This is a genomic window from Comamonas sp. C24C (assembly GCF_053345995.1).
Genome location: NZ_JBKFBC010000014.1, coordinates 18,041 through 31,414, shown reverse-complemented (window position 1 = coordinate 31,414; position 13,374 = coordinate 18,041). Strand labels below are relative to the sequence as shown.

The 13,374-nt window shown below is 66.7% G+C and carries 8 protein-coding genes; 2 read left to right on the top strand and 6 right to left on the bottom strand.

Translation table 11 applies throughout. The annotated features are described in order from the left end of the window. Positions 1–16: 16 nt before the first annotated feature. The 3 genes from ACLBXN_RS21585 to ACLBXN_RS21575 all read right to left on the bottom strand — a co-directional run bounded on the left by ACLBXN_RS21585 (position 17) and on the right by ACLBXN_RS21575 (position 2,088). On the bottom strand, positions 17–904 hold the full coding sequence (locus ACLBXN_RS21585; protein ID WP_447613516.1) for a PhaM family polyhydroxyalkanoate granule multifunctional regulatory protein: 888 nt from the start codon (positions 902–904) through the stop codon (positions 17–19). Positions 905–1,031: 127 nt separating this feature from the next. Next, a complete protein-coding gene (locus ACLBXN_RS21580) occupies positions 1,032–1,547 on the bottom strand; it encodes a copper chaperone PCu(A)C (RefSeq protein WP_447613515.1) in 516 nt (171 codons plus the stop codon). A gap of 139 nt (positions 1,548–1,686) precedes the next feature. Next, positions 1,687–2,088, bottom strand: coding sequence for a hypothetical protein (locus ACLBXN_RS21575; protein WP_447613514.1), 402 nt, complete (start codon positions 2,086–2,088; stop codon positions 1,687–1,689). A gap of 115 nt (positions 2,089–2,203) precedes the next feature. Here ACLBXN_RS21575 and ACLBXN_RS21570 point away from each other — a divergent pair, with 115 nt between their 5' ends. Beyond that, on the top strand, positions 2,204–2,863 hold the full coding sequence (locus ACLBXN_RS21570) for a glutathione S-transferase (RefSeq protein WP_447613513.1): 660 nt from the start codon (positions 2,204–2,206) through the stop codon (positions 2,861–2,863). Between the two features lie 62 nt (positions 2,864–2,925). Next, positions 2,926–3,339: a VOC family protein gene (locus tag ACLBXN_RS21565; RefSeq protein ID WP_063665057.1), complete on the top strand. Its 414-nt coding sequence runs from the start codon at positions 2,926–2,928 to the stop codon at positions 3,337–3,339. A gap of 283 nt (positions 3,340–3,622) precedes the next feature. Here the strand turns inward: ACLBXN_RS21565 and recD are convergent, their stop codons facing one another. The 3 genes from recD to recC are packed head-to-tail and all read right to left on the bottom strand — an operon-like array spanning position 3,623 to position 13,124. Next, positions 3,623–5,743, bottom strand: a complete 2,121-nt coding sequence (gene recD, locus ACLBXN_RS21560) for an exodeoxyribonuclease V subunit alpha (protein WP_447613512.1) — start codon at positions 5,741–5,743, stop codon at positions 3,623–3,625. After that, positions 5,740–9,540, bottom strand: coding sequence for an exodeoxyribonuclease V subunit beta (gene recB / locus ACLBXN_RS21555; RefSeq protein ID WP_447613511.1), 3,801 nt, complete (start codon positions 9,538–9,540; stop codon positions 5,740–5,742). Before recB ends, recD begins: the two co-directional genes overlap by 4 nt. After that, positions 9,537–13,124 (bottom strand): exodeoxyribonuclease V subunit gamma, encoded by a 3,588-nt coding sequence (recC, locus tag ACLBXN_RS21550; RefSeq protein ID WP_447613510.1) that lies wholly within the window; start codon positions 13,122–13,124, stop codon positions 9,537–9,539. The genes recB and recC overlap by 4 nt, the downstream gene beginning before the upstream one ends. Between the last annotated feature and the right edge of the window lie 250 nt (positions 13,125–13,374).

Below are 13,374 nucleotides of genomic sequence, written 5' to 3'. Positions count from 1 at the left end.
GGGCGCAACGGCTTGCTCAGGGCTTGCGCGAATTGGGAGAAGCTTTACCTGCCGTCTTCCTGGCCGGTGGCTGTTTGGCCGCCGTTTTTTTGGCGGCTGCCGTCTTGCTGGCTGGCGCTTTGGACTGGCTGCTCTTGGCCGCAGCCTTGCGTGCAGGCTTGGGTTCGGCAGTCGCGGCACTCTTTGCCGCACCTGTCGCCGCAGTTTTTGCCGCCGCAGCAGTGCCAAAGCCGCCAGCCTGCGCCATCACTTTTTCCATGGTGGATTTGGCAAAGCCGCTGGCCATCTCGGTTGCACGCTGGGCAGCAGCCAGGGTCTCGGGAGGAACGGGCTCGGCCATGGCCTTGGCGGCAATCTGCTGGAACTGCTGGGTCAGCGCACCCCACCATTGCATGGCCTGGCTCAAGCCGGGCTGAGAAGGCGGTTCAGCCTGGGCCTGGGCCTTGGCATCCGCCTCGGTGGTTGCGGGTTCTGCCTCGGGCTCCGGCACTGGCGCCGCTGATGGCTCTGCGGCTGCCGTCCTGGCCGAGACGCTGCCCATGGGCCAGCCGGTATTGCCGGTCGCAGCGGGCTCAACCGGCGCTGCGCCGGGGAAAGGAAAGGACTTGGCCAGCTCGCTCATGCTGACATTCATGTCCTTGAGCGTGGACAGCGTCATGCGCTGCACTTCCAGCGCCTGGATGGTGGCGGCCAGAGCGCGGCTGTTTTGCTCCAGCCAGAACTGCACGGCCTTGAGCTCGGCAATGCGCTTGTCCACCTCCTCCACGCTCACCGTGGGGGCCACCCATTGGGGCACGCGGCCCATGGGATTGGCCGCAGCGCCAGCGCTCTGCGCCAGCCCCTGCAAAAAGTCAAAGCCGGGAATGAACTTGCCGAAACCAAATGCCGATGCGTCACCGCTCATAGTGCTCTCCGCTGCAGGGATGGATACCAGAATCCGCATCCGGACAGGGCCGGACGCGGAACTAGCTTACTGCACTTGCGATGTTTGCTGCAAACAAGGGAGCAGGCTGCAGGCCTGGCTCATGGCCTCAATGCTGATGCCCGCCATGGCCCATGTGCTGATTCCCAGCTCCGGCAGCCGCTGGGGCTGTCGCGCGCACCGGCAGCTGCAGGCTCAGGCGCGAGAGGGCGCCCTTGACATCCTTGAACACCAGGGTCACGGGCACCTGGCTGTCCTTGACCAGCGGAGCCTTGAGCTGCTGCAGCATCAGGTGATAGCCGCCGGGCTTGAGATCCACCGCCACGCCCTGGGGCAGATCCAGGGCCTCGATGGCGCGCATGCGCATCACATCGCCCTCCATCTTCATCTCGTGCACCTCGGCCACGGCAGCGGCCGTGGTTTCCACGCCCACGAGCTTGAGCGGCTCCTGGGCCGTCAGGCGCATAAAGGCCCCCGAGGCCTGCTGACCCGCCACGCTGGCGCGGGCCCAGGCGTTCTCGACCTTGACATGGGCCGCATCGGCATGGGCCCAGGCAGCCCCCGAAACCAGCAGCGAAGCGACCAGCGAACCCAGGGCCATCACGGTAAAACGACGCGTATTCATGAAACCATCTCCATTCAAATTCAGTCTGGACTTACGCAAGCAAGGATGCATCAGGATGCCCTCCTTGAAACCAGGCCCTTGCCTGGGCCTGATTTGCGCAAGTCGTGTCAATCTCAAATCGCACTGAAGCGCTTGACCATCAAGCGCCTTCAGCTATGTTTTTCAAGGTTTCAAAGGGCGGCGCACGCACGGGCGGCAGGGTGGAGACAAAAGCTCTGTGTGCGACCTCGGCCCAGGGCCGGGCATCGAGAACGGTGCGGTGACTGCCCGGCCCTGGCTGCTGCGCGGGCGGCGGCGCCAGCAGCGGCAGGCACAGCGCGCAATCCAGTCCATGCGGGGTGGCAGCATCGTCGCTGGCGGGGCTGGGCACCCAGTGGGTGCTGCCGCTGGCCGTGCACACCGCCTCCCAACCGGCAGGCGGCGTGGCGCGCGCCCAGGGCGTGAGCATGCTGACCAGCAAAACGCAAAACCACGCACCCAGCGCCCAGCGCGCCATAAGGGCTGCCGGTTGGTGCCGAGGAGGGTGTGCGTGCCAATGCATGGGGCGATTGTAGGAGCCGGACCGCTATCCGGTTGGCGACGCAGGGCTTGCACCACTTGCCTCTACGATGACTGGCCACGGATACCTATTCACAACCACCGATCAGGAGACAAGCATGCTGACTTTGTGCGGATTTTCGGCCAGCAACTACTACAACAAGGTCAAGCTGGCCTTGATGGAAAAGCAGATTCCCTTCGCCGAGGAGCTGGCGTGGCTGGGCAGCACCAATCCTGAGGAATCGCCGCTGGGCAAGGTACCGTATCTGCGCACCCAGCATGGTGCCATCAGCGAGTCCGACGCCATCATCGAATATGTGGAAGCGCTGTCCAGCAAGGTGCCGCTGCTGCCCGCAGACCCCTTTGCTGCCGCCAAGGTGCGTGAGCTTTGCGTCTATATGAACCTGCACCTGGAGCTGGTGGCGCGCAACCTCTATCCCCAGGCCTTCTTCGGCGGCAAGATCAGCGACTCCACGCGCGACAAGACCCTGGAGCAGCTGAAAAAGAACATTGCGGCCTTTGCCAAGCTGGCCCGCTTCGACACCCCGTTCATCGCTGGCGACAGCTTCACGCTGGCCGACTGCAGCGCCATCGTGCATCTGCCCCTGGTCAGCAGCGCCAGCAAGATCCTGGGCGGCAGCGATCTGCTGGCCGAGCTGCCGGTGCGCGACTATCTGGCGCGCATGAGCGAGCGCCCCACGGTGCAGAAGGTCAACGCCGATCGCAAGAGCAATACCGAAGAGCTGATGGCACGCATGCAGGCCAAGGCTGCGCGCTGATGCGGCAGGGCCTGGTCTGGCCTGGCCGGACCGGGCCCGCTGATGCTACGCTTGAGACCATCATGCAAAGCGCTTTTCATCTCGCCTATCACGTGACCGATCTCGACCAAGCCCGCCGTTTCTATGGCGGCGTGCTGGGCTGCCGCGAGGGTCGCAGCACCGACACCTGGGTCGATTTCGACTTCTTCGGCCACCAGATCTCCCTGCACCTGGGCCAACCCTTTGCCGTGAGCAATACCGGCAAGGTCGGCAACCACATGGTGCCCATGCCCCACCTGGGCGTGATCCTGCTCAAGCCCGACTGGCTGGCACTGGCCGAACGCCTCAAGGCCGTCGGCACGGCTTTCATTCTGGAGCCGCAGGTGCGCTTCGAAGGCGAACCCGGCGAGCAGTGGACGATGTTCTTCACCGACCCTTGCGGCAACCCGATCGAGGTCAAGGGATTCGCCAACTGGGAAGCGGTTTACGAACACTGATCTCCCCCTGAGCCGCTTCGCGTCTTCTGCCGAAGAGGAACGACGATCTTGGCTGCGGGGCGGCCCTGGCTGGCCGTCTCGCGCCTGGACTGCGCCAGTGTCACAAGCTCATCACTTCGCGCCAGGCCAGATGGTCGACCGGAACAGCAAGACTCACGCAAAACGGGTTCAGGCAGCATGACTGCCTCAGCAGGCAGGCCGTTGTTGCATTCCTGTTTGCGCAAGCCCCAAAAGCTTGAGCAAAATCAGCCTCCGGCGCCTACCTGTGTTGCGCCAGCAGCTATCAAAACAGGACCCCACCCATAGGCTGGCGAGCAATCTCCATGAATCCCAGCAAACCGCTGCTGCGTTGCGTGGGACTGCCCATCGCCGACACCAGCAGGCCGGGCACTTCGGCCCACAGCGAAAACGCCTTGCGCGCCCGCGTGATGCCGGTATAGACCAGCTCGCGGCTGAGCACGTTACCGCCCTGCGCGGCCAGCACCAGCGCCGTGTGCTCGAACTCCGAGCCCTGGCTCTTGTGCACCGTCATGGCAAATGCGGTCTCCACATGGGCCAGGCGCGCCGTGCTGACATGGTGCAGCTGCTCGCCCTGCATGAAGTACACGCGCAGCCGCGCCGGGTCGGCAAAGCTGGGCAGGGCCATGCCGATGTCGCCGTTGAACACGCCCAGTTGCGCATCGTTGCGGGTGACCATCACCGGACGGCCCATATACCATTCACCCTCCTTGCGTATGGCGCCCATGGCCTGCAGGGCCTGCTCCACCGTGCGGTTCAGGCCCGCCACGCCCCAGTTGCCATCGCGCACGGCGCACAGCAGGCGGTAGCGGTCGAAGGCGGCCAGCACGGCCCTCACCCATTGCTGGTGCTCGGCCTCGCTGGCAAAGCCGCGCTCCTTGCCCTGTCCATGTTGTGCCAGCACCTGGGCATAGGCGGCATAGCTGGCCATGCCGCCACGGCCTTGCACGGCGCTGCGCACCACGGCCTCGACATCACCGCCTTCGCGCGCCCAGAGTTCGGCATGCAGGCCAGACTGGGTTTGCGTGCGCAGCAGCGCCATGGCAGCCGGTGCATCGCCGGCATTCACGGCCTGTGCCAGCTGACCGATAGGGCCGCCAAAGCGGCGGCTCTCGCGCAGCATGACGGTGTGCTGGGCCAGCGGCAAGGCCCGGGCCGGCGCCAGGTACTGCGCTGGCAGGGGCTGGCCCGTCACGCGCTCGGCATAGGCCGCAGTGTCCGGCGTGTAATTGCCCCGCTGCGCATCGCGGCACAGATCGCCGAGCACGGCACCGGCCTCCACCGAGGCAAGCTGATCCTTGTCGCCCAGCAGAATCAGGCGCGCCGTGGGCGGCAGGGCCTGCAGCAGCGCGGCCATCATCTCGAGGTGGATCATGGAGGCCTCATCGACGATGAGCACGTCGACATCCAGCGGATTGCCCGCATGGTGGGCAAAGCGCCGCGTATCGGGCCTGGCGCCCAGCAGCGAATGCAGGGTGCGCGCCGCCCCCATGCGTTTGACCAGCGCTTCCAGATCCAGCTCACGGCCCACGGCCTCCTTCAACTCCAGCAGCGAGCTGTCGATGGACTGCTTGAGCCGCGCCGCCGCCTTGCCGGTTGGCGCAGCCAGCGCGACGCGCAGCTGGGCGGCATCCGGCGCCGTGGCAAACAGCAGCGCCAGCAGGCGGGCGGCCGTATAGGTCTTGCCCGTGCCCGGCCCGCCGGTGATGACGGACATGCGCCCGCGCAGTGCCAGTGCGCAAGCCAGTTTTTGCCAGTCCGGCACCGTCGCGGCATCGGCCGAGGCAGTGAAAAGCCGCGCCAGCCAGTCGCGGACCCTGGGCTCGTCAAGCGCCACCGCATCGGCCGCCGTGCGCTGGGCGATATGGGCGGCGACACTGCGCTCGTAGTCCCAGTAGCGGCGCAAATACAGCAAGGGCGCAGCGCCGTCCAGCAGCACCAGCGGCTGGCCTCGGTCAGCCGCTACCGCTCCTGGCTGCACGACACGCACCACAGGGCTGCGACGCAGGGCCTGCAGCCAGTCAGCCAGCCGGCCGGGCAATTGCGCCCATAGCGATTGCTGCAGCCGCTCGGCCTCCTTGGGCCAGGCGAGAATCTGATTGGGATCGCCAGCCAGCGCCTGCAGGGGCAGGCAGCTGTGTCCGCGCCCCTCCATCTGCGCCAGCACGGCGGTGGCTACCAGCAGCGCAGGCCCGGCCTCGGCGTCCTGCGTGGCCACAAAAGCCGCCAGGGCGCTGTCCAGGCGGCGCAGCAGGCCGGCATCGGCCAGTCGCTCCAGCGCGACCAGCCAGTCCGTGGTTTCCAGCACCAGCGTGTCGCCACCGCCATCCACCGGGGAGGCAAACAGGTCCATCGTCTGCAGATCGGCTTTGCGGCGGCCCTTCATGGCTGCTCCTCCTTCGATTCTTGCTCGCAGTCGCCAAGCAGCGACTCAAGCCCTTGCAGCAGCGCCAGCGGCGGCTTCAGCACATGCATGCCGGCGGCCTCGCCATCGAGACCGCGCAGGAAGAAATAGAGCGCTCCGCCCAGTTGCTCCCGGGGGTCGTAGGCCGCGCCCAGCCGGCTTTGCAGCAGACGGTGCAGAGCCAGCAGATACAGCGCCGCCTGCACGTCATAGCGGTGCTCGAGCATGGCCTGCTCCAGCGCCCCGGGGCCATAGGCCGCAGCGTCCTGGCCCAGATGATTGGTCTTGTAGTCCAGCACCCAGTAACGGCCGCCATGGTGAAACACCAGGTCGGCAAAGCCCATCAGCATGCCGTGCAGCTCGCGCTCTGGCAGCGCCGGGCGCGGCTGACCGGGCAGGATATGCCGGCGGCACAGCGCATCGATGTGCGGTGCCGACAGGCGCCGCGCCGGCAGCCAGAACTCCATCTCGGGCAACAGCGCATCACCTTCGCCCAGCTGGGCCAGCGAGACACCGAGCGGCGCCAGCGGCTGGTGCACCACGGCGCGCAGCCACTGCAGCACATCGGCGGCCTGCTCCTTGCGTCCCGCGCGCTCGCAGCGGCGCAGCAGCCGGGCCGCCAGGGGCTCGCTGCTGTCGGGATCATCCTGAGCCTGCAGCGCAAAGTCCTCTGCGGCCAGCCATTCCAGCTGGTCGTGCAAGAAATTGCCCACCACCGGGCCGCGCATGAAGCGGTGCCAGACCGCCGCATCGCTGCGCGCGCCAGCTGTCATGGGCAGGACGGTCATGACCTCGTTGATGACACCCAGGTCCAGCGCGGTTTCACCCGCCTCCTGGGCCTGCAGCGCACGTTCGTCCTCGGCGGGGCTTTGTGCCGCCACCGGCAGGACCGGCAGGCTGGGTGCGGCCATGGCGCGCGTCAGCGACGAAAAGCTGCCAATGCCCCAGCGGCGGTCGAACTGCGCCTCGTACACCGGCGCGGCGGCCAGGGCGGGCAAGGCCTGCGCGGCCACATAGCGCGAGGGCACGGGCAGTTCGGCCGGCAGATCCACCACGGCGATCTCCGAGCAAAGCTCACTCAGGGCCTGGATGCTGGCGCGCCAGCCCGCTGCTGACTGCGAAACAGCTCCGGCCAGCAGATAGCCCGCAGCCCCCTGCTCGTTCGCACAGTTTTTGCTGCTGCCGCGCTTCATGGGGGCCAGCCCCATCCACAGCGCATGGCGCGGACGGGTCAGCGCCACATAGAGCAGACGCAGATCCTCGCGCAGGCGCTCCTTGTCGGCCTGCGCCAGCTGCGCATCGTCGTAGTCCAGCACCAGCTCGCGTGCGGGTGCGCCATCGATCTGCACGGGCAGCGAAAGATAGGCCGCCTTGCCATCCACAGGCCGGAAGCTGCCGCCAAACGGCAGGCAGACCAGGGGATACTCCAGCCCCTTGCTCTTGTGCACGGTGACGACCTTGACCAGATCGGCGTCCGATTCCAGCCGCACGATCTGAGCATCGCCGGCCGCGCCCGGGCTCTCGATCTGGGTGGCCAGCCAGCGGATCAGCGCCTGCTCGCCCTCCAGCTGGGCACTCGCGCCTTGCAGCAGCTCGGCCAGGTGCAGATAGTTGGTCAGACGGCGCTCGCCGCCCATGTCCCGCAGCCAGCGCGCCGGCAATTCAAAACGGTACAGCGTCTGGCGCAGCATGGCCAGCACGCCCAGGCGCAGCCAGAGACTGTGCAGTTCCTTGAGCAGCTCGCTGCGCGCATCGAAGGCCTCGTCATCGCTGGCCAGCCAGGCCAGCTCGTCAAACGACAGACCCATCATGGGCGTGGCCAGACCGGCGCGCACAGCAAGCGCGTCCAGGGGGGCGGCCACGGCACGCAGCCACAGCAGCAGATCCTGTGCCTCGCTGCTGGCGAAGACCGAGTCCTGATCGGAGAGATAGACCGAGGCCACATTGCGCCGCGCCAGCGCACGGCGCACGGCAGCGGCCTCCTTGCCCGTGCGCACCAGCACCGCGACATCTGCCGGGCGCAGGCGCTGCAGCGGCTGACCGCCCTCGGCAAAGCCCGTGGCACCGTCCATCAGCCACTGCACGATCTGGCTGGCGCAGAACTCCGCCCCACGGCGGCGGATGTCGTCATTGCTCAGCGGTTCATCACTGCTGCCATCCCAGGCAATGGTCAACGCCGCCATGCGCTGGCTGCCCTGCATCAGCCGCTCCTTGCGGCCATTGGCCTTGACGCTCTCGAACGGCAGCGGATTGCTCTGTCCGGCGCGGAACAGGAAAGCACCCTCGCCTTCGCGCACCTCGGCCTGCACAAACCACTGGTTGACCGCATCGACCAGCGCCTCGGTGGAGCGGAAGTTGGTGTCCAGCACATAGTGGCGGCCCTCGGTCGCCTGCCTGGCCTGCAGATAGCTGTAGATGTCCGCGCCGCGAAAGCCGTAGATGGATTGTTTGGGGTCGCCGATCAGCAGCAGTGCGCTGTCCGCGCTGTTGTCTGCCGTGCGGTAGATCTGGTCAAACAAGCGGTATTGCAGCGGCGAGGTGTCCTGAAACTCGTCAATCAGCGCCACCGGGTACTGGGCCAGGATGCCGGCGCGCAGTGCCGGGCCGCTATCGCCGGCCAGGGCGGTATCCAGGCGCTGCAACATATCGGCAAAGCCAAAAGTGCCGGCCTGGCGCTTGAGCCACAGCAGGCGCTGCTGGACATGGACTGCAGCATGCAGGCGCAGCGCCACCTTGATCGACGGCAGCTCGGTCAACGCTTTCAGCAATTGCTCCAACTCGGAAAATTCAGTGGGCAGCAGCAAGTCCATGGTCGAGCCCTTGAAGGCCTCGGCCATACCCTCTGGGCACAGGCGCTTGCGGGCGGAGTCGCTGAGCTCCAGAGGCTGGTTCAGTGGGTCTTGCGCCCAAACGGTCAGCGCCGCAAACCAGCCTGTGTAGTAGCGAGCCTGCAGCTTTCGCTTGTCCCACAGCGCGGCGCGGCCGTCCAGTTCACCCTCAATCCAGCGCAACATGCGCTCGGCCTTGGCTTCCCAGCCATCGGCAAGCACTTGCAGTCGCTGCGCACGCTCTGCACGTGTCTGCGTAATGCATTCGCCCAACGACCCGACACCTGCCACAGCGGGCACGTTTTCGCGCAGCAGCGATTGCATGTCTTTGACCAGCGCATGCACATCGGGCCAGACCTGCAGCGCCGTCTCCAGCACCTCGCCCGACAGCGGGTAGCACTGCTGGCGCCAGTAATCCTGGGCAGCTTCGGTCTGACGCTGGCTTTCATCGGCCTCCAGCGTTTCATCAAACAGGTTGCCGCTGTCGAAAGCATGCTCGCGCAACATGCGCTGGCACCAGGCATCTATGGTGTGGATGGCGGCATCGTCCATGCACTGCGCAGCCATGTCCAGCCGCCAGGCAGCGGTGTCACGTTCCACTCCTTCGGCATAGGAGTCGCGCAGATCGCGCAGGAAACTGTCGTGCGCCGCCGGTTCGGCCTCGCCGCGAAAGCATTGCACGGCCTCGATCAGGCGTGCGCGAATGCGGTCCGACAGCTCGCGCGTGGCGGCCCGCGTAAAGGTCATCACCAGAATGTCGGGCGGCATCAAGGGCCTGGCAAAACCGTTCTCGGCGCCATGGCCCAGCACCAGCCGCAGATAGAGTGCGGCAATGGTCCAGGTCTTGCCTGTTCCCGCACTGGCTTCGATCAGGCGCGAACCCCAGAGCGGGAAATGCAGGGGCTGCAGCGCCTGGCTGCCGGGCTTCATCGGGTTGGCGGGCGCGCTCATGCCGGCTCTCCTGGTTGTTCGTCCTGGTCTGCACGCTGCATCAGGGGCAGGGCCTCGATCTGCACCTGCGCAGCCAGCCAGTCATGCAATGGGCCATAGACCTGCTTGGCCAGCGCATGAAAGCGCAGATCAGCCGTCAGCGCCTCCCAGTCTGGGTAGCAGCGCGCCCAGCTGGGGTCTTCACATTCGCCGCCCAGCATGTAGCCGCCCTCGTAGGCCTGTGCGGCGGCGCTCAAATCGTCCAGGCCGGCTGCGATGGCGGCTTTGAGAGGCAGTGGCAAGGGCTCGTTCTGGCCCGCCAGCCACAGCTGCATCAGGGCTTGCAAGCGCTGCGTGGCCGCCTCCGGCTCCAGCGGCTGCACCCAGACCAGGGTGTCGCGTGCGATCACACCCATCAGCGTGTCGACGCCCGTGCTTGAAAGCGCCAGACTGCGCACATAAACGGGCAGCAGCTTGTAGACCTGAAGTTCGCCCTTTTTGTTCAGCAGCGCGCGCGGCTCCAGCACGAACCAGCAGCGGCTGTAGTCCGCATCCGAGGACGGCTCTTCGCGCTCCTGCAAGCCATCCATCCAGTCGTCCAGCGTGACCGCGCCGGAGTGCAGCAACAGCCGCTCGCGCGGCGCCGCCTGGGGCCACAGCCGCATCTGCTGCTGCCAGGCCAGCAGCGACGGCGTGGCCTGCGCCTTCAAGGCCTCGGCCTCGCGCCTGCCGAGACCTGCCAGCGGCAGCACGCCGGCACGCCCCAGACGCTGCACCTGGCGCTGCACCTGCAGGCCCACGTCCAGCGCCGCATCATGCGCCAGCTGCGTGCGTACACCCTGCTGCAGCTGCTGAATCAGGCCGTAGGCGGTCAGGCCATCGACGCTGAAAAGCTCATCGTCCTCCAGCAGTTCCTCGTCCTGCTCAAAGCGCACCTGCAAGCGGTTGCGCAAAAAGCTGCGTGCGGGATGGAGCAGAAATTCCGTCAGTCGCGCCAGCGTCAGCGGCACCTCGGGGTCGGGCTCGAAGGCGGCCACGACCGGCAGCGCCTGCGCGGCCCGCTCTTCATGCGCGCCATACCATTCGCGTGCGAAGGTCGACAGCCCTGAAGCCTGTTCGAAATAGCGGCGGCTGAAGGGCTGCAAAGGATGCTGGCGGGTACGCTGGGCCAGCAGCAGATCTCCGCGCTCGCTGGCGGAAAGACCTGCACTGCCTTCCCCTTGCCAGCCCTGGCGGAGATAGTCGCGCAGCTGCGAGACCAGCACCGAGGGGGGCTGCTCGCTGTTGTCGCGCACATGGCGGCCGGCCCAGCTGATGTAGAGCTTGCTGCGGGCCGACAGCAAGGCATCCAGCATCAGCTGACGGTCATCGTCGCGGCGCGCGCGATCACCAGGGCGCTGCTGGCCGGGCAGGGCCATCAGATCGAAGTCCACGCGCGTGGCGCGGCGCGGGTAGTCGCCATCGTTCATGCCCAGCAGACACACCACTTCGAAGGGGATGGCCCGCATCGGCATCAGCGTGCAAAAAGTCACGCCGCCGGCGCGAAAACGCTGGTTGAGCGCGGGCTCGGACAGGGCCTGCAGCCAGGCCTCCTGCGCCACCTCCAGCGGAATCAGGGCGTCGAAGCCCGCTTGCTCGCAGGCGGCCTGCCAGCCGACCAGGGCCGTGTCGAGAGCGGCGCACAGGGCCTGGTCCTCATCGCCCTGCGCGACAAAGAAGTCGTCCATCAGACTGCGAAAACGCTGGGCCCAGACCTCGGGAGCTGCGGCCGTTGCAGCCGTTTGCCACCACTGCAGCATGCGCCCCAGCAAGCTGGCCAGCGATCCGGCAAGCTCGGCCGTCAGGCCGCCCACTTCGTCATAGGGCTCCATGCCGGCAAAAGCCTGCGCCTCGTCGAAGGCGGCCTCCAGCGCCGGTCCGCAGGCATAGCCCAGCAGCATGCGGCGCAGGCCGAACCAGGCGCTGTTGGGATCACCGCAGGCTGCCAGACCCAGCTGGGCGCGCTGCGCATGGTTGAGCCCCCAGCGAATGCCTGCGCCGGCCATCCAGTGCGTGAGCTGGGGCAGATCGTCGGCCGCCAGCCCCACCCGCGCCGCCACGGCGGGCACATCGAGCAGATCGCACAACTCGCTCAGACGGCAGCGCTGCTGTGGCAGCTTGAGCAGCCATTGCAGCGCCGTCACCAGCGGGCTGCTGGCGCGCGCGCCCACGTCGGCAATGTCAAACGGAATATGGCGCGCATCGTGGCGGCCGTACTGACCGAACACGGCGCGGATGGCGGGTGCAGCTTCTTCGATCGACGGCAGCATGACCACCACCTCGCGCGGCGCCGGCGCGGCGTGGCCCGCAGCGGCAGGCTCGGCCAGCCATTGCAGCAACTGGTCGTGTAGCACTTCAAGCTCGCGCACCAGGCCATGGGCCTTGTGAAAGACGATGGACTGGTCTGCCGCTGCAATCTCGACCGCAGGGTGCTCCGACATGGGCACCAGATCGCGAATACGCTGCTGCACCTGGGTCAGCAGCGGTGCGTCGATCAGTTCGCTCGCGTCAGCCTCGTCATACACATCCACACGCTGCCAGCCCCATTGCACTGCGGTGTCGCCCGTGGTGTCGAAGGCATCGAGCTGGCGCACATAGTCGCGGCTCTGGCGCCCCCAGGCGGCCAGCAGCGGGTGGGCGTGGGCGTGCATGGCGGCCAGCGGAATCTGTGCCAGGTCCTTGCCGCCCTTGTCGGCATGGCGGCGGCGCTGCTGGCGCAGCAGCTCGCGCCCGTCGATGGCATCGGCCCAGTGAAAGCGGCAGGGGTTGGGAACGGCGATCAGCACCTGGCTGTGCTGGGCAATGCCGCTCAGAAACTGCATCAGCGACAACGGCATCTGGCTCATGCCGAACACCACCACGCGGCGCGCCAGCGGCGTGACCGGCGGCCGACCGCTTTGCAGCGCGTCCAGAATCCGTGCCAGCAGGGCCGGGCGGGTGGCAGCACGCTCCTGCTCATCGAGCTCGGCCAGCACCTTGCGCCACAGCTGGGGCTGCCAGAGCTGCCCTTCGGGCACGGGCGCGTCGGGGCGGCCCGCCGTGCGCAGCACATCCTCGCCCTGCTCCCAGGCGGCCAGCCAGTCGGCGCGGTAGATCTGGTACTGGTCGAACAGGTCGGCCAGTTTTTCGGCCAGCTGCAGCAGGCGCTGCGGCTCGCCAGGGCGCAGAAAATTGGCAATAGGCGCAAATGCAGGCTCGCCCAGGCACTGCGGCAGCAGACGCATCAGGCGCCAGATCATGGGTGTCTTGTCCAGCGGCGACTCACGCGGCACTTCGTGCCTGCCCAGAATCTGCCGGTAGCTGCGCCAGACAAAGCGCGCCGGCAATTCGACCTGTGCTGCGGCGCACACGCCCTGCTGCTCGGCCATGCGCATCTTGAACCACTCGGCCATGCCGTTGCTTTGCACCAGCACGATCTCGGGCTCCAGCGCCTGCAAGGGATGCGCCGCCAGCCAGGCCAGCACGGTATCGGCCAGCGCCTCGGTCTGGTTGCCGTGGATGGCGATCAGGCCCGGCTGCCAGTTCGCTGCCGGTTGCGACGCCCTTGGTTGCTGATCTGCTGTCACACGCGCTCCTGTGCCTGTCTGTGCACGATGAAAGCTGCAAGCTTAACGGCAGCATGCAGGCGCTATCAAATGAAAAGCTGGTTGCGCATACCTACAAAGCGAACTGGAGCTGAAACACCTTGAAATCGAGCCAAAGCAAGCGCAAGCCGCTCTGCTTTTTGCTGCCCATGGCCCAGACTTCCGCTCTGGGCTTGCAGATATTCGAGGTGACAATGAGAAAAGCCCCAGATCATTGCTGATCTGGGGCTTC